The sequence below is a fragment of the Microbacterium limosum genome (assembly GCF_036324365.1).
Taxonomy (GTDB): domain Bacteria; phylum Actinomycetota; class Actinomycetes; order Actinomycetales; family Microbacteriaceae; genus Microbacterium; species Microbacterium limosum.
Window position 1 is genome coordinate 2556171 of record NZ_CP137080.1, and the last position, 21329, is coordinate 2577499.

Consider the following 21329-nt stretch of genomic DNA (forward strand, 5'->3'; position numbering starts at 1 on the left):
GTCCTCCGGGTGGGATGTGAAACGACCAAGAATCGCATCCCCGCCCAAGGAGGACCTCGTGACCCACCGTAACGCGCCGTTGACTCCGGAAGGCCGCCGCCGCGCGTGCCTGGAAGTGGATCGTGGACGTCCGATCTGTCACGTCGCGTCCGAGTTCCAGATCGCCCGTCAGACGCTGGGGAAGTGGCATGCCCGCTGGGCCGCCGAAGGCGAGTCCGGTCTGGAGGACCGGTCCAGTCGGCCGTGCTCATCGCCACGGCAGACACCGGTCGAGGTCGAAGACCTCATCGAGAAGCTCCGCCGCGAGCACAAGGTCGGTCCGGTGCAGCTGGCCGGGAAGCTCCGTGAGCATGGCCACGAGGTTCCGATCTCCACGATCCACCGGGTCCTCGTGCGCCGCGGGATCAACCGGCTCCGTGATATCGCCCCGGACGGCGAGGACCTGCGCGAACCGGTGCGCCGCTACGAGTGGGCGCGACCGGGCGACATGGTGCACGTCGATGTGAAGAAAGTCGGCCGGATCCCTGACGGCGGTGGGTGGCGGGTCCACGGCCGCGGCTCCGCCCAGGACCTCGCCGCGCGGCGCCAGCGGGTCGGATACGTCTACCTGCACTCTGCGACCGACGACCATTCCAGGCTGACCTACACCGAGGAACTCGCGGACGAGCGCGGCGCGACCGCGGCAGGGTTCTGGCAGCGCGCGGTGAAGTGGTTCCGTCGCCATGGGATCCGTCGGATCCGACGCGTCCTCACCGACAACGGGTCGTGCTACCGGTCGTGGGCATTCGCTGCCGCGCTGGCAGGGTCGAAGACCCGTCACAAGCGCACCCGCCCCTACCGTCCGCAGACGAACGGGAAGGTCGAGCGATATCACCGCACCATGGCCGCCGAGTGGCTCTACGCCCGCGCCTGGACCAGCAACGAGCAACGCCGGCAAGCGCTACACGCATGGCTCGAGCACTACAACTACCATCGACCGCACAGCTCACTCGGAGGCAGGCCACCCATCAGCCGCGCCACCCGACCAGCTGTCACCAACCTCGCTGCATAGAACATCTAGTCCGCGGCGACGGCGACTATCGGCGACGAGTTAAGGGCGATGAGAACACGTTCGTTCTCATTTCGTTCTCACTTGCTGATTCTGCTAATGACAGAAGCCCCGCGATCCCAGTGTTTCCACGGGTTCGCGGGGCTTCGACGGTGGCGGTGACGGTGGGATTTGAACCCACGGTAGGGGGTTACCCTACACAACTTTTCGAGAGTTGCACCTTCGGCCGCTCGGACACGTCACCGCCGACAAGCTTACGACACGTCTCGCGCCCGCGGAAATTCACGGCGATCGCGCGCCCGAGACTGTACGCTCCGCCCGGGCATCCTGCTCGCCGCGGTCTTGCACGGCACACCCGCGGGGCTGGCCGAGAGTCGCCCGTACGACCCGCCGGGTCAGTTGCGCGCGGGGGCCACGGCGCGCGCCGCGGCGTGGGCGGCCGCCGGCAGGGCAGCCGTGATCCGCTCGAGCGCCGCATCGTCGTGCGCCGCAGTGAGGAACCATGCCTCGAAGACGCTCGGCGGCAACGAGACTCCCGCGTCGAGCATCGCGTGGAAGAACGCCGGATAGCGCCACGCCTCCTGCGCCTGAACCTCGTCGTTGTCGACGGGCGCCTTCGCGGCGAACGCCATGCCGAACAGGTTCCCCGCGCGAGGCACGGAATGGTCGACACCCTCGGCGGTCAGAGCCGCCGAAAGGGCGCCGGCGACGACGGATGCCGCGGCATCCACCCGCGCGTACACCTGGGGCGTTGCGGCGCGCAGGGTGGCGAGCCCCGCCGCGACCGACAGCGGATTGCCCGAGAGCGTGCCCGCCTGGTAGACCGGGCCGACGGGCGCGAGCTTGTCCATGACATCGGCGCGTCCGCCGAGCGCGGCCAGCGGCATCCCACCGCCCACGACCTTGCCGAACGTGAACAGGTCGGGCGAATAGCGCTCGCCCGCCTCGGCCTGCAGGCCCCAGTAGCCCGCCGAGTGGACGCGGAAGCCCGTGAGCACCTCGTCGACGATCAGGAGCGCGCCGTTCTCGTGCGCGATGTCGGCGAGACCGGCGTTGTATCCGGGCAGCGGCGGCACGACGCCCATATTGGCGGCCGCGGCCTCGACGATGATGCCCGCGATGCGGTCGCCGTGGATCTCGAAGACCTCGCGCACGGCGCCCAGATCGTTGTAGGGCACCACGAGCGTCTGGGAGGCGACCGGCGCCGGCACCCCCGCCGAACCGGGCAGGCCGAGGGTCGCGAGCCCCGAGCCCGCGGCCGCGAGAAGGCCGTCGGAGTGCCCGTGGTAGTTGCCGGCGAACTTCACCAGCAGATCGCGGCCCGTGTATCCGCGCGCGAGCCGGATGGCGGTCATCGTCGCCTCGGTTCCGGTCGAGACCAGACGCACGCGCTCGACCGGCCGGCCCTCACCGACGGCGACACGGTCCGCGATGAGCTCGGCGAGCTCGACCTCCGCCTCGGTCGGGGCACCGAAGGACAGGCCGCGCAGAGCGGCCTCCCGCACCGCCTCGACAACGTCGGGATGGGCGTGGCCCAGCAGCGCCGGCCCCCACGACGCGACGAGGTCGATGTATTCGCGACCCGCGGCATCCGTCACCGTCGCACCGCGCGCCGCTGCAAGGAACCTCGGCGAGCCCCCCACGGATCCGAAGGCGCGAACGGGGGAGTTCACTCCTCCGGGGATGGCGGTGCGGGCACGCTCGAAGAGGTCGTCATTGCGGTCGGTCATCCCTCCATTCTCCCCCGGCTCGCACATCGGCGCGGCGAGGGGGTTAGGCGGTCACGCCGCGCGCTGCGGGGCAGCTCGCGTGCCGCGGCGAGTTCGGATGCTGCGGGGCACCTTACGTGCTGTGGGGCACGGCATGACCTGCCCCGCAGCACACAACCTGCCCCGGATGCGTCGCGGCGGCTCGACGTAGGAGCCCGGCGCCGGCCCGATGTCAGAGCGCGTCGCGGAGCCAGCCGGCGGCCTCGACCGCCGCATAGGTGAGGATCGCGTCCGCGCCCGCCCGACGGATGCCGAGGAGCGCCTCCAGCATCGCGCCGCGCCCGTCGATCCAGCCGTTGGCGGCCGCGGCCTGGATCATCGCGTACTCGCCCGAGACCTGGTACGCCCACACGGGCACATCGACGGCCGACCGCACGTCCGCGAGCACGTCGAGATAGGGCAGGGCCGGCTTGACCATGACGACATCGGCGCCCTCGTCGACATCCATGATCGCCTCGCGCACCCCCTCGCGCGCGTTCGCGGGGTCGAGCTGATAGCTGCGCCGATCGCCCTTCAGCTGCGAATCGACCGCCTCGCGGAACGGTCCGTAGAACGCCCCCGCGTACTTCGCCGAATACGCCAGGATCAGGGTGTCGACCAGCCCCTCACCCTCCAGTGCCTCGCGCACGGCGGCCACCTGGCCGTCCATCATGCCCGACAGGCCGAGCATCGCAGACCCCGCCCGCGCCTGCGCGAGCCCCATCGCCACGTAGCGCTCGAGGGTCGCGTCGTTGTCGACCGACCCGTCCTCCGCGAGCACGCCGCAGTGCCCGTGGTCGGTGAACTCGTCCAGGCAAAGATCCGTTTGCACGACGAGCGCGTCGCCGACCTCCTCGACGACTGCGCGAGTCGCGACGTTCAGGATGCCGCGGTCATCATCGGCGCCGGTGCCGCACGCATCGCGCACGGCGGGCACGCCGAAGAGCATCACGCCGCCGATGCCGGATGCCGCGGCATCCGTCGCCGCGCGCCGCAGCGAATCGAGCGTGTGCTGGAAGACGCCCGGCATGGATCCGATCTCGCGCGGCTCGTCGATGCCCTCGCGCACGAACATCGGCAGGACGAGCTGCGACGGCACGAGGTGCGTCTCCCGCGCGAGGCGACGGACGGCGGGCGTCGTGCGCAGCCGGCGGGGGCGGTGGGCGGGGAAGCTCACGGCTGGAGCTCGTCGGCGGCGTGCGGCAGGGCCAGGTGCGAAACCGCCTCGATGAGCGCGGCCACCGTCTGCTGGGGCGCGACGACGTCGACGGACAGGCCGACCTTCCGGGCGTCCTTCGCCGTGCGCGGCCCGATGGCGGCGATCACGGTCGAGTCGGGGACGTCAGGGAACTGCAGACTCACCTGCTCGGCGACCGAACCGCTCGTGACGAGGATCGCATTGATGCGCCCGCTGGCGACATCGCGGGCGATGCGCTCGGTCACCGGCACCCCCACCGTGCGGTAGGCGACGACCGAGCGCACATCGTGCCCCGCATCGATGAGCATGCGCGTGAGCACCGGCTTGGCGATCTCGCTGCGGAGGGTGAGGATCCTGCGGGACTCCGGTTCGAGCGCGATCATCTGCTCGGCCATGCCGGCTGCGGAGTTGTCCTGCTCCGGCACGAGGTCCACTCGGTAGCCGACGGCCTGCAGCGCAGCCGCGGTGGTCTCGCCGACAGCGGCGATCTTCGTCGCGGCCGGGATGGTGACGCGGTGCGCGTAGAGCACGTCGACGGTCGTCGCGCTCGTCACGGTGAGCCAGTCGAAGTTGCCCTGCTGCAGGTCGTGCAGCGCGGCATCCAGCGTGGCCTGATCGCTCGTCGGGGCGAAGTTGATGAGGGGCGCGACGACCGGAACGGCGCCCTGCGCGCGAAGACTGGCTGCCACCCCGTCGCCCCACGGGCCACCGCGTGGCACGAGCACACGCCACCCGCCGAGGGGCTTGTCCGTTGCGACGTTTCCGGTGGTCTGGTTCATTGCGGTGACTCTCGTGACACGAGGCCGGCCGCCCCGCGGTCGAGGAGCCGACGTGCGATGGCCGACCCGATCAGCGCTGCCCGCGCGGTCGGGTCCGCGCCGTCGGCGGCGATCGCGCCATTGCCGCCGCCCGTTGTTCGACTATAGCCCCCCGTCAGGGACTCGGTCCGATCCACCCCCACGCGCGTCGACCCGTCGATCGCGTACACGACCGATCGCACACGCGCCTCGTCGCCGTCGATCTCCGCGTGAACGCCCACCGGCGCGTGGCACCCCGCCTCGATGTCCGCGAGGATGGCCCGCTCGATCGTGACGGCGAGCCGCGATGCCGCATCGTCCAGCGCCGCGACGGCCTGCCGCACGGGCGACGGGGCGTCCTCCCGGATCTCCACGGCCAGCGCGCCCTGCCCCGCCGCCGTGGGCCACTCGGCCAGACCCAGCGGTTCGAGGTACAGATCGGATGCCGCGCCGAGACCGGGCCGAGGACCGTCGACGTCTTCGGCGGGGTCGAACAGCCCGAGGCGCGACAGCCCCGCCGCCGCGAGCACGATGCCCGCCAGCTCGCCGTCGCGCACGCGCTGCATCCGCGAGTCCACGTTTCCCCGCAGGTCCTTCGCGTTCACACGGGGAGCCCGTCGGCGCAGCTGGGCAATGCGGCGGGGGGAGCCCGTCCCGACGACGGCACCCGTCGGCAGCGCCCCGAGGCCGCCCGGGTCGAGCGTGACGACGACGTCCCGGGCGTCCTCGCGCGGCGGGATGCCGGCGACGACGAGCCCGGGCGCGCCCGCCACGGGAAGGTCCTTCAGCGAGTGCACGAGCAGGTCGCACTCCCCCGCGAGCAGCGCCTCGCGCAACCGCGTCGCGAACACCCCGGTCCCGCCCATCTGCGCGAGAGACGCCCGCGAGACATCCCCCTCCGAGACGATCGGGACGAGCTCCACCGGCACCCCCGTCAGCCGGGTGATCGCGTCGGCGACGTGCCCGGACTGCGCGAGCGCCAGTGCGCTCCGCCGCGTGCCGAGGCGCAGCGTCACCGTGCGCCCGTCCCGGCGGCGAGCCCTCGAGCGTCGGTCACTGCAGCACCTCGGGCACCTCGTCCAGACGCAGGCGCCGCCCGGTGAAGAACGGGACCTCCTCGCGCACGTGGCGGCGAGCGTCGGTGGCGCGCAGATCGCGCATGAGGTCCACCAGGTCAACGACGTCGTCGGCCTCGAGCGGCAGGAGCCATTCGTAGTCGCCGAGCGCGAACGACGCGACGGTGTTGGCGAGGACGCCCCGGAACGCCGCGCCCTTGCGCCCGTGCTCGGCGAGCATCCGGCCGCGCTCCTCCTCGGGCAGCAGGTACCACTCGTACGACCGCACGAACGGATACAGGCACAGCCACTCTCGGGGCGGGATGCCGCGGAGGAACCCCGGCACGTGCTGGCGGTTGAACTCCGCGTCGCGGTGCACGCCCATCGCGTTCCATGTCGGGAGAAGGTGCTTCAGCAGCTCGGTGCGGCGCAGCCGGCGCAGGTCGCGCTGCAGCTCTTCCGCCGTGTTGCCGTGCAGCCACACCATGAGATCGGCGTCGGCACGCAGACCGGAGACGTCGTAGAAGCCGCGCACGGTGACGCCGCCTTCTTCGATCAGGCGGACGATGTCCTCGAGCTCCGTCGCACCGGTCTCCGTGACGGGCGCGTCGGGGTTGCGGCGCCAGACGGCCCACAGGGTGAAGCCCCGCGGCGCCTCGGCGTCGGAAGGCGATGAAGCGGGGGCGCGATCGGCGTCGGGAATGCCACTGTCCGTCATGACACCAGTCTCACGCTCGCCCGCCGGATAGCAAAACGGCGCGCGTCCGGCGAGGCACCGTCAGTGGCGGGGGGAGGTGTACGCACGCACGGCAGCCCACACCGCGACTCCCACGAGCGCGGCAGCACCCGCTGCGACCGCCACGGCCGCACCCGGGTGGGAGCGGTGGAACTCGCGGGCCCTGACGATCCCGCGGTCGGTCGCGCGAGCGATCCGCTTCGGGAGATTGGCCTTCTCCTCGATCGCGGCGAGGGCGGCCTTCAGCTCGGCTCGCGCCTGCGCGACAGGGTCGTCCAGCGAGGGCACGACGGTGCGAGGCATCGACACCAGAACAGCATCGGGCTTCGGCGTGTACTCAGTACTCATCTCGAACCTCCCGGACGATCCCGATGTCCTCCTTGGCCGCGGTGAGCGGGTTCTCCCGTTGCGACGCCCGCCGGAAGCGCGCGAGGCCGAGCAGCACGAGCACCGCGACGACGAGCAGCATCGCCGCGCCGATGACGAGGGCCGACAGCCAGACCGGCCACACCGTCGCCAGGCCGGCGATCGCCGCGGTCCCGAAGACCGGGACCGACCAGAACACCACGACCAGCGCGGCGACGAACCATCCCGCACCGATGCCGTAGTCCTTCGCAGTCTTCGACACCCACGACCGGGCGGCGTCGACCTCCGCGACCACCAGGTTGCGGACGAGTTCGGGAACCTCGCCGACGAGCGTCAGAAGGCTGTCGTCGGCGCGGTCCCGCGTTCCGCGGGGACCCGCCACGGTCAGGCTCCGCCCGCGGTCGACCGATCCGCCTCGGCGGCTGCCTCGGCGGCTGCCTCCTCGGCCGCGTCCGCGATCTTCTCGGCGTCCTTCTTGGCCTTCGCCGCAGCCTGGCGCACCTCTGCGCCCGAGTCCTTGCCCGCCTTGACCGCGGCATCCAGCTTCTCGCCGGCGCTGCCCTTCTGCGTGACGGCGTGCGTCACCTTCGTGGCGCCGTCCCACAGGGCGGCCGGCACGGCCTTGGCGGCGTCCGCGGCCAGGTCCTTGACCTTGCCGACCTGCGCCTGCACGGTGTCGAGGCTCCACACCTTGTCGACCTGGGTCTTGATCTGCTCGTAACGTTCGCGTCCTGCGCGCGAGCCGAGCACGTAGCCCGCCGCCAGGCCGATCACGAGTCCTACTTTGCCCCGCATAGTGGGTTTCCTCACGCTCGTCTTCGGATGGATCAATCGGTCAGGTCACCAGAGTAGACCCGTATGCCGATTTCGGCATCCACCCTTGACACACGCGGGTTTCAGGCCCAGAGTGCGCCGTGGCGCAGCCGATCGGCCTCGGCGACGGCGTCGGGAATCACCTGAGCCAGGCCCGTTCCGGCGATCCACGCCCCCACGACGCCCAGCCCCTCGTGCTCGCCGACCGCGGCGCGCGCGCGGGCCGCGGCGTCGGCCTGGCCGATCACCGACGCGGGCTGGCTCTGCTCGTATCGCTCCCGTCGCGCGGCGACGAGCACCGACGCCGGCAGATCCACCCCGAGCAGCGCGGATGCCTCGGCGAGCGCCAGCCGCGCGGCCCCGTCCTCGTCCAGGGCGGCGGTCGCGGGGGCCTCCCCCTGCGCACCGAACGACACCCGTACGACGTGCCTGCCCGCCCCCGCGGCCGCCGCGACCCACGGCCACTTCGCCGTCACATGGGTGAGCGCCTTGGCCGTGTGGGCGCCCGGAACGCACAGCACCCCGCTTCCGCGGGGCGCGTCATCCAGCGCCGGTGCGTCGACGACGAGAGTCACGACCTCGACGACGGGCGCCGGGCGCTCGCCCGCCGCGGGCAGCTCCGGCACGACGGGGGCGAGCAACCGCCGAGCGGCGTCCTCGGGCACCGCCACGACGACGACGTCGGCGAACAGCGAAGAGGGGTCGGAGCCGAGGGAATCGGCGTCAGGCGCCTCGGCGTCCCGCACCGTCCTCTCCGCGACGTCGACCCGCCAGCCGCCCTGGGCGCGTTCGAACGCCACGGCCTCGCTGTTCGTCCGCAGCTCGACGTCGAGCTCGCCCAGCCGTCGCACGAGCGCATCGACGAGGGTCGACATCCCTCCCTCGAGCCCGTTGACGGCGGCGCCGGGGGCCGCGGCGGGCTTTCCGCCGCGCAGGGCCGCCACCGCGCCGCTCAGCGATCCCGCCCGTGTCAGCGCGGCGTTGAGGCCCGGCGCCGCGGCATCCACGTCGATGTCTTCGGGGCGTGCCGAGTAGACGCCCTGCACGACGGGGGCCACGAGGCGGTCGAGCACGCGGGCGCCCATGCGGGAGCGCACCAGGGTCGCGAGGCTGTGCTCGTGTCCGATCGTCAGGACGGGACGCAGGCGGTCGACGTACGCGCGCCACGCTCCCGGCCAGCCGATGACGCGCCGCACGTCGGGCGCGAACGGATTCTCCGGGATGCCGAGCACCCCGCCCGCGGGCATCGGTGCCGCCCCCACGCCGGGGATGCCGGCGAGCCAGGCGCGACCGCCCGCCGGGGCGACGACGCGATCGCCGATGCCGAGCTCGTCGATCAGTGCCCGCACGTGGCCGCCGCGCGTGGCGTAGCTCTCCGCCCCCACATCGAGCGCGAGCCCGCCGACGTCCGCGCGGCGGACGGCACCGCCCGGCGCGGCGCCCTCCTCGAGCACGGTCACCGTCAGGCCGACCTTCGCGCATTCGAGGGCGGCCACGAGCCCGGCCACGCCCCCTCCGATCACGACGACGCGCGTCGCGGCCGCACGCTCCCGCAGGCCGACCGCCCCGCCGGGGGAGCCGCTCACGCGCGACCCGAGTGGATGAGCTCGACGATGCGGGTGAGGACCGCCGGATCCGTGTCGGGCGGAACGCCGTGACCGAGGTTCACGATGTGCGCCCGCGCCGCGCGCCCGCGACGCAGCACGTCGAGCACGTGGGCCTCGAGCACGAGCCACGGGGCCCGCAGGAGCGCGGGATCGATGTTCCCCTGCACCGTCACGTCGGGGCCCAGCAGCTGCGCCGCCTCGTCGAGCGGGGTCCGCCAGTCGGCGCCGACGGCGTCGGCGATCCCGCCGAGGCGCATATCGGGCAGGATCGGGCCGGTCCCGACGCCGAAGTGGATGATCGGAACCCTGCCGCGCGCGTCCTCGAGCGCCGCGCGCGAGTGCGGCGCGACGAAGGTGCGGTAGTCCTCGCGCGAGAGCGAGCCCGCCCAGGAGTCGAAGAGCTGAACGGCGGATGCCCCGGCATCCGCCTGCACGGCCAGGAACTCGCTCGCGACCCGCGCGAGCCACCCCGCGAGGCGATGCCACGACTCCGGGTCGGCGTGCATCATCGCCCGCGCCCGCAGGTGCTCCTTGGACGGGCCGCCCTCGACGAGGTACGCCGCGAGCGTGAAGGGCGCGCCCGCGAAGCCGATGAGCGGCGTGCGCTCGCCGAGCTCGGCGGCGATGATCGCCACGGCGTCGCGGATGGGCTGCGACGCCGCCGCGACCTCCGCGGGGTCGATGGAGGTGAGCGCGACGACGTCGGAGGCCGTGCGCACCGGATCGGCGAAGACGGGACCCCGGCCGGGCTCGATCTCCACCGCCACACCCGCCAGGCGCAGAGGCACGACGATGTCGCTGAAGAAGATGGCGGCGTCCACGCCGTGCCTGCGCACCGGCTGCAGCGTGATCTCGGCGGCGAGAGCCGGATCGAGGCACGCGTCGAGCATGCGCGTGCCGACGCGCAGCTCGCGATACTCCGGCAGCGAGCGCCCCGCTTGGCGCATGAACCACACCGGTGCGGTGTCGGGACGGTCGCCGCGGAGGGCGCGCAGCAGCGGAGTTTCGGAGAGGGGCATGGGCTTCATTCTCCCATCCGGCCCCGGGTCGAATCCCGCCGGATGTCTCGACCACGAGCGACCTCAGCGAGCTCCCTCCCGCACCGGGTAAACTGGAGACGTGTTGCTGTGCGTCACGGCGAGTCATAAGACCGCCGGCTTCGATCTCCTGGAGCGGCTGAGCGTACACACGACCGACATCGCTCCGCTCATCGCGGAGCATGACGAGTGCGTGCGCGGTGCCGTCGTGCTCGCGACCTGCAACCGCTTCGAAGCGTACGTCGACATGGACGAGCCGGTCACCGCCGCGGGCGCCGTGGGCGTCGAGGCGGCGCTGCTCGCCGTCGAGGCCGCCACCGGCGTGACCGCCGCGGAGTTCGACGGGTCCTACTCCGTCGTGGCCGGAGCCGACGTCGCCGAACACCTCTTCGCCGTCGCCTCCGGGCTCGAGTCGGTCGTCGTGGGCGAGGGCGAGATCGCGGGTCAGGTGCGCCGTGCGCTAGGCGACGCCCGCAAGCTCGGCACGTCATCCGGCGAGCTCGAGCGCCTCTTCCAGCGCGCGAGCGAAGCCCAGCGCGGCGTGAAGAACTCCACCGCGCTCGGCCGGGCCGGCCGCTCGCTCGTCCGGCTGTCCCTCGACCTCGCCGACAGCCGCGTGACCGACTGGGCGGCGCTGCGCGTGCTGCTCGTGGGCACGGGCGCCTACGCCGCCGCCACGCTCGCCGCGCTACGCGACCGCGGGGCGGACGACATCACGGTCTACTCGCCGTCGGGCCGGGCGCAGAAGTTCGCGACGAAGCACGGTCTGGTGTGGACGGACGACGCCGCCTACCCGCGCACCGCCGCGGCATCCGACCTCATCATCACCTGCACGACCGCCGACCACCACGTGCTCGACGCGGGAGTGCTGCGCCAGGGTCGCTCCGAGCTCGACCTGGACCTTCCGCGCATCGGCGAGGCCGCGGCATCCGGATGCCCGATGGGCGGCTCGGCCTACGGCGGCGGCCGCAGCCTCGTCATCGACCTGGGCCTGCCGCGCAACGTCGACCCCGATGTCGCAACCGTGTCCGACGTCGACCTGCTCGACCTCGAGACCATCCGCCTGCACGCGCCCCTCGAGGAGCTGCAGGCCACCGACGCCGCGCGCGAGATCGTGCGCGCCGCCGCCCGCCGCTTCACGCAGGCGGGCGAGCGCCAGTCGCTCGCCCCGGCGGTCGTGGCGCTCCGCCAGCACGTGTTCGGCGTGCTCGACGACGAGATCTCGCGCGTTCGCACACGCGACGACGACGGCCGCACGGAGCAGGCCCTGCGTCACCTCGTCGGTCGGCTCCTGCACACTCCGACCGCGCGGGCGCACGACCTGGCAGCGCAAGGGCGCGCCGACGAATACGTCGCGGCGCTCGGCGCCCTCTTCGGCATCGAGGTGCCCGCACAGGAGGCCGAGCGGGCGGCCGCACAGGCCGACTCAGCCACCGCCTGAACCGCATTACCCCGACCGACGGGGTATGCCGCGGGGGCCCCGAGTGCGAGACTGGGGTGATGACGCTCCATATCACCGGCGATGCCGATGCGGACGAGCTGCTCACGAACGATCCCCTCGCTTTGATCATCGGCATGCTGCTCGACCAGCAGATCACCATGGAGACGGCCTTCTCAGGGCCCGCGAAGATCCGCGATCGCATCGGCGGGCTCGATGCGGCGGCCATCGCCTCGTACGATCCCGAGCAGTTCGCCGCGGCCTTCTCGCAGACGCCGTCCGTCCACCGGTTCCCGGGAGCCATGGCGGCGCGGGTACAGGCGCTCTGCGCCGCCATCGCCGAGGAGTGGGGCGGGGATGCCTCAGCCATCTGGACGCGCGACCACCCCAACGGCCGCGAGGTGCTGCGGCGCCTGAAGGCCCTGCCGGGGTTCGGCGAGCAGAAGGCGAAGATCTTCCTCGCACTGCTGGGCAAGCAGTGCGGCTACACGGGTGAGGGCTGGCGTCAGGCATCCACCCCCTACGGGGACGCGGGTGCGTACCGCTCCGTCGCGGACATCACCAGCCCGATGTCGCTCGCCAAGGTGCGCGAGTACAAGAAGGCCATGAAGCAGGCGGCCGCGCGCGCGAAGGGCGAGGGATGAAACTCACCGGTGGCGACGTCGACGCCTTCCTCGCAAAGATCACCCCGGCCGCACGCCGCCGAGACGCCGAGACGCTCGTCGACCTCCTCCGCGAGGTCAGCGGGCAGGAGCCCGCGATGTGGGGCACGGTCATCGGCTTCGGCTCGTGCCACTACCGGTACCCGACGGGGACGGAGGGCGACTCCCCCGTCATCGGCCTGGCGCCCCGCAAGCAGGCGTGCACGCTGTACCTGCTCGACGGCATCGCCGCGCACCGGGAAGACCTGGCCGACCTCGGCCCGCACTCCACCGGGGTCGGATGCCTCTACCTCAAGGACGTCGGCGCGGTCGACCGAGAGACCCTGCGCCGCATCCTCGTCCGCTCGCACGGCTTCGTCGCGGCGGGCGGCGACGGAGAGTACGCGCAGCTGACCGTCACCGCCTGAGGCGCGACGGCCCTCGGCCGGTGAGGCGCCGCGGGTCAGGCGCCGCGGAGACGCTCGGCGAGGTGCGCGTGCAGCCCGTCCAGGGGCACCCGCTCCTGCGCCATCGTGTCGCGGTCGCGCACCGTGACGGCGCGGTCCTCGAGGGTGTCGAAGTCGACGGTCACGCAGAAGGGCGTGCCGATCTCGTCCTGGCGGCGGTAGCGGCGCCCGATCGCGCCGGCGTCGTCGAAATCGATGTTCCAGTCCCCGCGCAGCTCGGCCGCGACCTCCCTCGCAACGGGCGAGAGCCTCTCGTTGCGCGAGAGCGGCAGCACCGCGACCTTGACGGGCGCGAGGCGCGGGTCGAGCGCCAGCACCGTGCGCGTGTCGGTGCCGCCCTTCGCGTTCGGCACCTCCTCCTCGCGGTAGGCGTCGACGAGGAACGCCATCATGGCGCGGGTCAGACCGAACGACGGCTCGATCACGTACGGCGTGTAGCGCTCGCCCGTCGCCTGGTCGAAGTACGAAAGGCTCTGACCGGATGCCTCGGAGTGGCTCGTGAGGTCGTAGTCGGTGCGGTTGGCGATGCCCATGAGCTCGCCCCACTCCTTGCCGGGGAAGCCGAAGCGGTACTCCACATCGATGGTTCCGGCCGAGTAGTGCGCGCGGTCTTCGACGGGAACGTCGTAGCGCCGCATGTTGTCGGGGTTCACGCCGAGGTCGACGAACCAGTTCCAGCAGTCCTCGACCCAGGACTCGAACCACTGACCGGCATCCTCCGGCGGGGTGAAGAACTCGATCTCCATCTGCTCGAACTCCCGCGTGCGAAAGATGAAGTTGCCGGGGGTGATCTCGTTGCGGAACGACTTGCCCACCTGGCCGATGCCGAACGGCGGCTTCTTGCGCGAGGCGGTGAGGACGTTCGCGAAGTTCACGAAGATGCCCTGCGCCGTCTCGGGGCGGAGGTAGTGCAAGCCCGTCTCGTCGTCGACGACGCCGAGGTACGCCTTGACCAGGCCCGAGAACGCCTTGGGCTCGGTGTACTGGCCCTTCGTGCCGCAGTTGGGGCACGGGATGTCGGCGAGACCGTTCTCGGCGGGGCGACCCTTGCGGGCCTCGAAGTCCTCGATGAGGTTGTCGGCGCGGAACCGCTTGTGGCACTGCAGGCACTCCACGAGCGGGTCGGTGAACGTCGCGACGTGACCGGATGCCTCCCACACGCGCTTGGGGAGGATGATCGACGAGTCGAGGCCGACCATGTCGCCCCGGCCGCGCACGAAGGTCTGCCACCACTGGCGGCGGATGTTCTCCTTCAGCTCCGTGCCGAGGGGGCCGTAGTCCCACGCCGAGCGGGATCCGCCGTAGATCTCGCCCGCCTGGAAGACGAACCCGCGGTGGCGGGCGAGGGCGATCACTTTGTCGAGGCGAGACTGTTCGGCCACGGTGGCTCCAGAGGCAGGTGGGGGCTGGGGGCGCGGACACCGAGCGGCGCAGCGAGGCCGCGGCATCCCCTCGATCCTAGTCGCGGTCATCCCGGGCGCCGCCCGACGCCCCCGGCGCCGCGCACCGCCGCCCACCGGGAACAGGCGAACAGCCCGAGACAGGAGGATGCCGCGCGAAACGTCCTGCGCCGGGCGCTCCTCCTGTCTCCGGGCGGCCGAAGGGGCACGCGAGCTCGTGGCTCGCCGCGGCGTGGGCGCTCGTGTGCATCGTCTTCGCCGCCGACGACGGCCTGCAGCTGCATGAGCGCGCAGGCTGGGCCGCCCTCGACGCGTTCCCGGAGATGGGGACGACCGCCCTCTTCCTCGAGTACCTCGTCTTCGACGCCCCGATGACGGCGCTCGAGGACGGCGGCGAGATCGTCACGATGTCGTTCGTCGTGAGCTTCCTGTTCGCCGTCGCCTTCGCGGGGCACCGCCCGGACGCACGCGCGTGGCCCTCCCGTCAGACGCGCGGGCGGACGAACAGGTAGCCGCGCTCGTCGTCGAATCCGCCGATGACGAGGCCCTCCGACAGATGCCCGAGGATGGCCTCGCGCACGCGGACGCGCCACCGCGCGGCATCCTCGGGATCCTCGGCGCGCACCGCCTCGATGTCTCGTGGGATCTGCACCGAGGCGACGACGTCGGCGTCGTCGGGCGTCGGGGCGGGAGGCGCCGCGAGCGCCCACGCGACCATCAGCCGGTCGGTCTCGTCGCCGCTCTCGATGCCGCCCCGCAGCGCGCCGTAGTGGTTGGGCAGGTACTCGATCGCGCGGGTGCCGAGCACGCGCAGATTGAAGTGGGCGTTGCGCGCCCCGAGCGGGTCGAAGGTCCAGGTGATGTGACCGACCTCGCGGGCGAACGCCCATTCCTTCTGGTGGTTCTTCAGCATCCGCCCCCAGCCCTGCCCCTGCCGTTCGGGCGCGACGCCCGTGATGTGGGAGTGCATCGCTCGACGCGCGGGCGCGCCGAAGAAGCCGACGGACGCCCCGACCATCTCGCCGTCGTCGAACACGCCAACGACGTAGTTGCCCGAGTGCTGCAGGGCACGCAGCACCGACGCCGGCATGACGTCGCGATCGCCGCCCCAGATGCGCCGGATCATGACCGAGGCCTCGGTCATCTCGTCCATCTCGGTCAGCTCGCGGATCTCTCGCATGCCACCAGTCTGCACGGATGCCGGGGCCGCCGGCGTCATGCCGACGTCGTGACGTGCTCGGCGAACAGCCCCGGCCACGCCATCACGCCGTACGGCGAGCGCGCGATCACGACCCGGCTGCGCGGGATCAGCTCGTGCAGCTTGTTCGCCGTCTTCAGCGGGTGCGTGCGATCGCCGCTCCAGGCGAGGATGAGCGTCGGCACGGCGATCTGCTCGATCAGCCGCTTGGGCGGGAAGTCCGTCGCCGCCGCGCCTCGCAGCACGGTGGGCAGCAGGCGCTCGTCCACGCTCGGTCGGGTCAGCGGCGCATCCGCGAGCGCCGGCGGAACGGGCGCCGTGCTGCCCTGTTCGTGGAAGGCGCCGATGCCCTCCCGCTCCACGAGGTCCGCGCCGTCGAGATAGGTCTGGGCCTGCGCGCGCCGCGACCCCCACGCCGTCGGGGGGACGACGAGGGTGAGGCTCGCGAAGCGCCGCGGGTCGCGCACCGCCGCATGCAGAAGCGTGCCCGTTCCCATCGACGGCCCCACTCCGTGCACGCGCTCCCCGGGTGCGACGTGGTCGAGCAGCGCGAGGAGGTCGCCGGCGAGGCTGTCCCAGCCGTAGTCCTGCGCCCGGAGGGTGCCGGAGGAGTTGCCGTGCGCGCGCGCGTCGAAACGGAGCACGCGATGGCCCCGCAGCGCTCGCCCGAGGTCGAGTCCCAGCTGGGCGTCCCGGTCCCGGCTGGAGGTCAGGCCGTGCAGCTGGACCACGAGCGGACCGGCATCCCCCGCGATGTCGTAGTCGATCCTCGCGTCGTCGATCTCGAGAACGGGCACGGCACCTCCGGGACATCTGCGCGAGATCGGGGGCCCCTAGACTACGCCGCTATGCGCCTGACGAACGTCACCCAGATGACCCTTCCCGAGGGGCGTCTCTCCAGCTACGGCGTGCGCGTCTCGGGCGCCGCGATCCGTCGCCTTCCCATCTCGTTCGACCAGCAGCGCCACGTCGGCGAGGGCGAGAGGGACGGCTCGTGGATGGCCGTCGCCTTCGAGCCCGACGGGTCGCCGAGCAGGGAGGATCTCGCCACGGCGTGGGACCGCGTCGTGGCACGCCACGGCACGCTCCGCACCGTCTTCTCGCGGGATGCGGACGGAGGCCTGATCCTCGAGGAGAGGGCGACCGAGCCCGGCGAGTGGGTCGAGCACCGCGCCGACGGCGGCTCCGCGCCCCGCGACGTGCTCCGACGCGCGCTGGATGACCGGTGCCACCCCTTCGGCGCGCCGTCTCACCGCCTCTGCGTGCTCCGGCCCGCCGATCGTCGACGACGCCCCACCATCGTGATCGCGGCGGACCACTCGCACGTCGATATGTGGTCGCTCCTCGTCCTGGTGCGCGACCTCCTCACCGAGCTCCGGATCGAGCCCGACGTCGAACCCGAGCCCGCACCCGCCCCGCCGGCGTCGTTCGCCGAACACACCGGCCATCTCGCGCAGCTCCCCTCCGCACCGGAGGAGATCCACGGGCGTTGGGAGGACATCCTCCGCGCCGGCGACGGGGCGATGCCGACGTTCCCGCTGCCGCTCGGCGACGTGAGCCGGCCCCGCGAAGAGGTCGTCGAGGTGCGCGACGTGCTGGATGCCTCGGAGGCCGCGGCGTTCGAGGCCGCGGCCTCCGAGGCAGGGGTGCGCGCCAGCGCGCTCGGCGTCTCCGTCCTGACGGATGTCACCGCGACGCTCTGCGACGCCCCGCTGCGCGCGGTCTTCCCCGTGCACAGCCGCCATGAGCCCCGCTGGCTCGACTCCGTCGGCTGGTACATCACCAACTCGGTCATCGAGTGCGCCGACGCCGACCCCCGGGCCGCCGCCGCGGCGGTCCGGGAGGCTCTCGCCCTCGGGTCTCATCCGCTCCAGCCGATCCTCGCCCCCTATGGGGGCATGCCCGCCCGCCCCGGCATGTTCGCGATCTCGTGGCTCGACACGCGGCGGCTGCCCGCCGTACCGCCGGGCCTGCGCATCCAGTACGTCTCCGCCAGGGTGCGTACGGACGGCGTCATGATCTGGTTCATCGTCAACGAGAGCGGACTCCACCTGCGGTGCCGCTACCCCGACACCGCTCAGGCGCGGACGAGCGTGGGCCGGTGGCTGGATGCCGTGCAGGCGGGACTGCGCGAGCGTGTCGCACCCGTGCGGCATCCGTCCCACTGACCGGGGACGCCAGCCCGGCCCGGGAGAGTGCGCCGATAGCCTGAGGCCGTGGGTTCGGATGAGGAAGACAGGCTTCGCCTCACCCGGCAGACCCCGCAGTGGGTCATCGTCGCCGTGCTCGCGCTCGGCGGACTGTGCGCATCGTTCATGTTCACCCTCGTCGTGCCGATCCAGTCGGCGCTGCCCGCGCTCCTCGACGCACCCCGCGAAGACACCGCGTGGGTCGTCACCGCGACGCTGCTGACCGCCGCCGTGGCGACCCCGATCTCGGGTCGCCTGGGCGACATGTACGGCAAGCGCCGCATCGTCCTGGTGCTGCTCGCCCTGCTCGTCCTGGGGTCGGCGATCGCGGCCCTGTCCACCTCGATCGTGGGCGTCATCATCGGGCGCGCCCTGCAGGGCGCCGTGACCGGCGTCGTGCCGCTCGGCATCGCGATCCTGCGCGACGTGCTGCACCAGGACCACCTCGGCACGGCGGTGGCCCTCATCAGCGCCACGATGGGCGTCGGCGGAGCGATCGGGCTGCCCGTGAGCGCGCTGATCACCGAGCGCGCCGACTGGCACGCCCTGTTCTGGGTCGCCGCGGGGCTCGGCGCCGCGGTCTTCGCGCTCGTGCTGTGGATCGTGCCGGTGAGCGTGCTGCGATACCCCGGCCGGTTCGACTACGTGGGGGCCGCGGGGCTGGCGCTGGGCCTGACCGGCATCCTGCTCGCCGTCTCGCGCGGCGGCGAATGGGGCTGGGCATCGCCCACCACCGTCGCCTGCGGCCTGGGCGGCGTCGCCGTGCTCCTGGTCTGGGGGTGGTACCAGCTGCGCACGCCGGAGCCGCTGCTGGATCTGCGGGTGGCCGGCCGGCGCCCCGTGCTGCTGACCAACATCGCCTCGATCGGCATGGGTTTCGCACTGTTCGGCTCGAACATCCTCTTCCCCCAGATGCTCGAGCTCCCGGTCGGATCGGGAGCCGGGTTCGGGCTCTCCCTGATCGGCGCCGCCCTCGTCGTGATGCCCTCGGGGCTCATCATGATGGTGATCTCGCCCGCAGCGGGCTGGCTCTCGCGGGTGTTCGGGCCGCGGCTGCTGTTCACCCTCGGGGCGCTCTCGGTCGTGTCGGCGTACGCCTTCGTGCTCGTCCTCTCCCACGAGGTCTGGCATCTCGTCGTCGCGAACTGCCTCGTCGGCGTGGGGATCGGGTTGAGCTTCGCGGCCATGCCGATGCTGATCATGCGCGCCGTGCCCGTGGAGGAGACCGGGGCATCCAACGGCCTGAACGCGCTGTTCCGCTCGGTCGGCACGAGCAGTGCGGCGGCGGTGCTCGGCGGCGTCCTGGCAGCGATGTCGCAACCGTTCGAGGGGGTCGCCGTCCCCACGCCCGCGGCCTTCCAGCTGGGCTTCTGGATCGCGGGCTCCGCCGCCGTCGTCGCGCTCGTGCTGACGTTCTTCATCCCGCGCCACCCGGCGCCCATGCGGCACGCGTCGATCCCCCGTTAGGCGTGCCGCGCGGCATCCGGCGCTACCCTGGCCTACGGCGGCGCCGTGTACCTCTCGACGATCCTCGGCGCCTGGCTCGCCGACCGGCTGTTCGGATCGGAGCGCGTGCTCTTCGCGAGCGCGATCGTCATCATGGCGGGTCACATCGCCCTCGCCCTGCTCCCCGGCTTCCTCGGGGTGGGCGTCGGTCTCGTGCTCGTCGCGGTGGGCTCCGGAGGGCTCAAGGCCAACGCGACATCCGTCGTCGGCACCCTCTACTCCGCCGACGACCCCCGCCGAGACTCGGGCTTCTCGCTCTTCTACCTGGGGATCAACCTCGGCGCGTTCGCCGGACCCCTGCTGACGGGGCTGCTGCAGACGACGCTCGGATTCCACTGGGGCTTCGGCCTGGCCGCCGTGGGGATGGCGCTCGGACTCATCCAGTACTCCTTCGGCCGGAAGCAGCTTCCCGCCGAGGCGCGCCGGGTGCCCAACCCGTTGCCCCGCGGCCGCTACGGCGTCGTGATCGGCATCGGGCTCGCGGGGGTCGCGGCGATCGCCGTCGCGGTGCTCCTCGGCTGGATCCGCGCCGAGAACCTCGCCACGGTCGTCATCGCCGTGACCCTCCTCGCCACCATCGCCTACTTCGTCGTGATCCTCGCCAGCAGCCGGATCACCGCCGTCGAGCGGTCGCGCGTCGTCGGCTTCATCCCGCTCTTCATCACGAGCGTCGCGTTCTGGTCGCTCTACCAGCAGCAGTTCACCGTCGTGACGATCTACTCCGATCAGAAACTCGACCGCGACATCCTCGGGTGGGAGATGCCGGTGTCCTGGGTGCAGTCCATCAATCCGATCTTCATCATCCTGCTGTCGGGGGCGTTCGCCGCCCTGTGGCTGAAGCTCGGGCGCCGGCAGCCCTCGACCCCCGTGAAGTTCGCGCTCGCCGCGGTGATCATGGGACTCGCGTTCCTGGCGTTCCTGCCGTTCGCGGGCGGCGGACCCAACTCGACGCCCCTGCTCGCGATCGTCGGCATCCTGTTCGTCTTCACGGTGGCGGAGCTGCTGCTCTCCCCCGTCGGGCTGTCGGTCGCCACCAAGCTCGCCCCGGAGGCGTTCCACACCCAGATGGTGGCCCTGTTCTTCCTCTCGGTCGCCCTCGGCACGGCGATCGCGGGCGAGCTGGCGAAGTTCTACGACCCGACGAACGAGGTCCCCTACTTCTCGATCCTCGGCGCCATCGCGATCGTGGTGGGGCTCGCCCTGCTGGCCTCGGTGAAGCCGGTGCTGGCCCTCATGCGCGGCGTCCGGTGACCGAGGGCCCGCTTCAGACCAGGCGCAGTTCGGCGTCGATCGCCGCCCCCGTACGCAGCAGCGCCGGGGTGTAGCGGGCAGCCTGCTGTCCGGCGTCGCCGCTGCTCGCGCTCATCGACACGTTGATCGCCGCGACGACGGTCCCCGCGCGGTCGTGCAACGGCACGGCGATCGAACGCAGCCCCGGCTCGAGCTCGCCGTCCACCAGCGCCCACCCCTGCTCGCGGATGCGCGCGAGTTCGGCGCGAAGCGTCCCCTCGTCGACGATCGTGCGGGAGGTGATGGCGCGCAGCGGGGTCGATTCGATCACCGAGGACGCGGTCTCGTCGGGAAGGCCCGCGAGCAGCGCACGGCCCATGCTCGTCGCGTACGCGGGGAAGCGGGTGCCGATCGTGATGCGGACGCTCATGATCCGTCGCGTGGGCACCCGCGCGACGTACACGATGTCGGTGCCATCCAGCACGCCCGCCGACACGCTCTCGTCCACCTCGCGCGACAGCCGCTCGAGGTGCGGCTGCACGATCTCCGGCAGCGTCAGCGACGACAGGTAGCTGAAGCCGAGCTCGAGCACGCGCGGGGTGAGGGCGAAGGTCCGGTCGTCGCTGCGCACGTAGCCCAACGACTCGAGCGTCAGCAGGAATCGGCGCGCGGCCGCGCGCGTGAGCCCCGTGCGGCGCGCGACATCGCTGAGACTCAGCTCGGGATGCCCGGCGTCGAAGGCGCGGATCACGGCGAGCCCGCGCGCGAGCGACTGGACGAACTCCCCGGATGCCCCGGCATCCGCCCGCGCCCCTGGCTCCTCCATCGCGCCCACCCTACCGCCGCGGCGGCGCG

General features: G+C 72.2%; 21 protein-coding genes, 1 tRNA gene and 1 pseudogene. 8 read left to right on the forward strand and 15 right to left on the reverse strand.

The window, feature by feature from the left end; all coding sequences use genetic code 11:
* Window positions 1-58: 58 nt before the first annotated feature.
* Window positions 59-1051 (forward strand): IS481 family transposase, encoded by a 993-nt coding sequence (locus RYJ27_RS12280; protein WP_330170579.1) that lies wholly within the window; start codon window positions 59-61, stop codon window positions 1049-1051.
* A 150-nt stretch (window positions 1052-1201) separates the two neighbouring features.
* Here the strand turns inward: RYJ27_RS12280 and RYJ27_RS12285 are convergent.
* The 11 genes from RYJ27_RS12285 to hemE all read right to left on the reverse strand — a co-directional run bounded on the left by RYJ27_RS12285 (window position 1202) and on the right by hemE (window position 10387).
* Window positions 1202-1292 (reverse strand) — tRNA-Ser (locus tag RYJ27_RS12285).
* A gap of 151 nt (window positions 1293-1443) precedes the next feature.
* Window positions 1444-2778, reverse strand: a complete 1335-nt coding sequence (gene hemL, locus RYJ27_RS12290) for a glutamate-1-semialdehyde 2,1-aminomutase (RefSeq protein ID WP_330170580.1) — start codon at window positions 2776-2778, stop codon at window positions 1444-1446.
* 211 nt (window positions 2779-2989) lie between these two features.
* On the reverse strand, window positions 2990-3973 hold the full coding sequence (gene hemB / locus RYJ27_RS12295) for a porphobilinogen synthase (protein ID WP_330170581.1): 984 nt from the start codon (window positions 3971-3973) through the stop codon (window positions 2990-2992).
* Window positions 3970-4773 (reverse strand): uroporphyrinogen-III synthase, encoded by an 804-nt coding sequence (locus tag RYJ27_RS12300; RefSeq protein ID WP_330170582.1) that lies wholly within the window; start codon window positions 4771-4773, stop codon window positions 3970-3972. The genes hemB and RYJ27_RS12300 overlap by 4 nt, the downstream gene beginning before the upstream one ends.
* Complete coding sequence (hemC, locus tag RYJ27_RS12305) at window positions 4770-5807, reverse strand: hydroxymethylbilane synthase (RefSeq protein WP_330170583.1); 1038 nt, start codon at window positions 5805-5807, stop codon at window positions 4770-4772. The genes RYJ27_RS12300 and hemC overlap by 4 nt, the downstream gene beginning before the upstream one ends.
* A 37-nt stretch (window positions 5808-5844) precedes the next feature.
* A complete protein-coding gene (gene hemQ, locus RYJ27_RS12310; protein WP_330170584.1) occupies window positions 5845-6564 on the reverse strand; it encodes a hydrogen peroxide-dependent heme synthase in 720 nt (239 codons plus the stop codon).
* A gap of 60 nt (window positions 6565-6624) precedes the next feature.
* The gene (locus RYJ27_RS12315) at window positions 6625-6930 is read right to left on the reverse strand and encodes a hypothetical protein (RefSeq protein ID WP_330170585.1); all 306 of its coding nucleotides are present in this window, start codon (window positions 6928-6930) and stop codon (window positions 6625-6627) included.
* Complete coding sequence (locus RYJ27_RS12320) at window positions 6920-7330, reverse strand: phage holin family protein (RefSeq protein ID WP_330170586.1); 411 nt, start codon at window positions 7328-7330, stop codon at window positions 6920-6922. The genes RYJ27_RS12315 and RYJ27_RS12320 overlap by 11 nt, the downstream gene beginning before the upstream one ends.
* A 2-nt stretch (window positions 7331-7332) precedes the next feature.
* On the reverse strand, window positions 7333-7743 hold the full coding sequence (locus RYJ27_RS12325; protein ID WP_330170587.1) for a hypothetical protein: 411 nt from the start codon (window positions 7741-7743) through the stop codon (window positions 7333-7335).
* Window positions 7744-7844: 101 nt separating this feature from the next.
* Window positions 7845-9347, reverse strand: coding sequence for a protoporphyrinogen/coproporphyrinogen oxidase (locus RYJ27_RS12330; protein ID WP_330170588.1), 1503 nt, complete (start codon window positions 9345-9347; stop codon window positions 7845-7847).
* Entirely contained in the window at window positions 9344-10387 is a 1044-nt protein-coding gene (hemE, locus tag RYJ27_RS12335; protein WP_330170589.1) for a uroporphyrinogen decarboxylase, read from the reverse strand. Before hemE ends, RYJ27_RS12330 begins: the two co-directional genes overlap by 4 nt.
* Before the next feature lie 100 nt (window positions 10388-10487).
* Here hemE and RYJ27_RS12340 point away from each other — a divergent pair, with 100 nt between their 5' ends.
* From RYJ27_RS12340 to RYJ27_RS12350, 3 genes are read left to right on the forward strand one after another with little or no spacing between them, the layout of a single operon-like run.
* A complete protein-coding gene (locus RYJ27_RS12340) occupies window positions 10488-11846 on the forward strand; it encodes a glutamyl-tRNA reductase (RefSeq protein ID WP_330170590.1) in 1359 nt (452 codons plus the stop codon).
* Window positions 11847-11905: 59 nt separating this feature from the next.
* Window positions 11906-12487: an HhH-GPD-type base excision DNA repair protein gene (locus RYJ27_RS12345; RefSeq protein WP_330170591.1), complete on the forward strand. Its 582-nt coding sequence runs from the start codon at window positions 11906-11908 to the stop codon at window positions 12485-12487.
* Complete coding sequence (locus RYJ27_RS12350) at window positions 12484-12912, forward strand: DUF1801 domain-containing protein (protein ID WP_330170592.1); 429 nt, start codon at window positions 12484-12486, stop codon at window positions 12910-12912. Before RYJ27_RS12345 ends, RYJ27_RS12350 begins: the two co-directional genes overlap by 4 nt.
* Before the next feature lie 35 nt (window positions 12913-12947).
* Here the strand turns inward: RYJ27_RS12350 and RYJ27_RS12355 are convergent, their stop codons facing one another.
* Window positions 12948-14333: a glycine--tRNA ligase gene (locus RYJ27_RS12355; RefSeq protein WP_330170593.1), complete on the reverse strand. Its 1386-nt coding sequence runs from the start codon at window positions 14331-14333 to the stop codon at window positions 12948-12950.
* 260 nt (window positions 14334-14593) lie between these two features.
* Between RYJ27_RS12355 and RYJ27_RS12360 the strand changes: the two genes are divergently transcribed.
* The gene (locus RYJ27_RS12360; RefSeq protein WP_330170594.1) at window positions 14594-14863 is read left to right on the forward strand and encodes a hypothetical protein; all 270 of its coding nucleotides are present in this window, start codon (window positions 14594-14596) and stop codon (window positions 14861-14863) included.
* Here RYJ27_RS12360 and RYJ27_RS12365 read toward each other — a convergent pair.
* Complete coding sequence (locus RYJ27_RS12365) at window positions 14836-15531, reverse strand: GNAT family N-acetyltransferase (RefSeq protein WP_330170595.1); 696 nt, start codon at window positions 15529-15531, stop codon at window positions 14836-14838. The two genes, RYJ27_RS12360 and RYJ27_RS12365, sit on opposite strands and share 28 nt — an antisense overlap.
* Window positions 15532-15566: 35 nt before the next feature.
* On the reverse strand, window positions 15567-16346 hold the full coding sequence (locus tag RYJ27_RS12370; protein ID WP_330170596.1) for an alpha/beta fold hydrolase: 780 nt from the start codon (window positions 16344-16346) through the stop codon (window positions 15567-15569).
* A 51-nt stretch (window positions 16347-16397) separates the two neighbouring features.
* Between RYJ27_RS12370 and RYJ27_RS12375 the strand changes: the two genes are divergently transcribed.
* From RYJ27_RS12375 to RYJ27_RS12385, 3 genes and pseudogenes are all read left to right on the forward strand, one after another.
* Window positions 16398-17717, forward strand: a complete 1320-nt coding sequence (locus RYJ27_RS12375) for a condensation domain-containing protein (protein ID WP_330170597.1) — start codon at window positions 16398-16400, stop codon at window positions 17715-17717.
* A gap of 48 nt (window positions 17718-17765) precedes the next feature.
* Window positions 17766-19205, forward strand: coding sequence for an MFS transporter (locus tag RYJ27_RS12380; protein WP_330170598.1), 1440 nt, complete (start codon window positions 17766-17768; stop codon window positions 19203-19205).
* Between the two features lie 12 nt (window positions 19206-19217).
* Window positions 19218-20495 (forward strand): annotated as a pseudogene (locus tag RYJ27_RS12385) (peptide MFS transporter); the annotation flags it as partial.
* A gap of 13 nt (window positions 20496-20508) precedes the next feature.
* Here RYJ27_RS12385 and RYJ27_RS12390 read toward each other — a convergent pair.
* Window positions 20509-21300, reverse strand: coding sequence for an IclR family transcriptional regulator domain-containing protein (locus RYJ27_RS12390; RefSeq protein ID WP_330170599.1), 792 nt, complete (start codon window positions 21298-21300; stop codon window positions 20509-20511).
* Between the last annotated feature and the right edge of the window lie 29 nt (window positions 21301-21329).

Coding starts and splice junctions, on each gene's coding strand:
- RYJ27_RS12300 (WP_330170582.1), bottom strand. CDS start 4,773: ATGAACCAGACCACCGGAAACGTCGCAACGGACAAGCCCCTCGGCGGG.
- RYJ27_RS12375 (WP_330170597.1), top strand. CDS start 16,398: ATGCGCCTGACGAACGTCACCCAGATGACCCTTCCCGAGGGGCGTCTC.
- RYJ27_RS12365 (WP_330170595.1), bottom strand. CDS start 15,531: ATGCGAGAGATCCGCGAGCTGACCGAGATGGACGAGATGACCGAGGCC.
- RYJ27_RS12350 (WP_330170592.1), top strand. CDS start 12,484: ATGAAACTCACCGGTGGCGACGTCGACGCCTTCCTCGCAAAGATCACC.
- hemQ (WP_330170584.1), bottom strand. CDS start 6,564: ATGACGGACAGTGGCATTCCCGACGCCGATCGCGCCCCCGCTTCATCG.
- RYJ27_RS12345 (WP_330170591.1), top strand. CDS start 11,906: ATGACGCTCCATATCACCGGCGATGCCGATGCGGACGAGCTGCTCACG.
- RYJ27_RS12325 (WP_330170587.1), bottom strand. CDS start 7,743: ATGCGGGGCAAAGTAGGACTCGTGATCGGCCTGGCGGCGGGCTACGTG.
- hemL (WP_330170580.1), bottom strand. CDS start 2,778: ATGACCGACCGCAATGACGACCTCTTCGAGCGTGCCCGCACCGCCATC.
- RYJ27_RS12390 (WP_330170599.1), bottom strand. CDS start 21,300: ATGGAGGAGCCAGGGGCGCGGGCGGATGCCGGGGCATCCGGGGAGTTC.
- RYJ27_RS12315 (WP_330170585.1), bottom strand. CDS start 6,930: ATGAGTACTGAGTACACGCCGAAGCCCGATGCTGTTCTGGTGTCGATG.
- hemE (WP_330170589.1), bottom strand. CDS start 10,387: ATGCCCCTCTCCGAAACTCCGCTGCTGCGCGCCCTCCGCGGCGACCGT.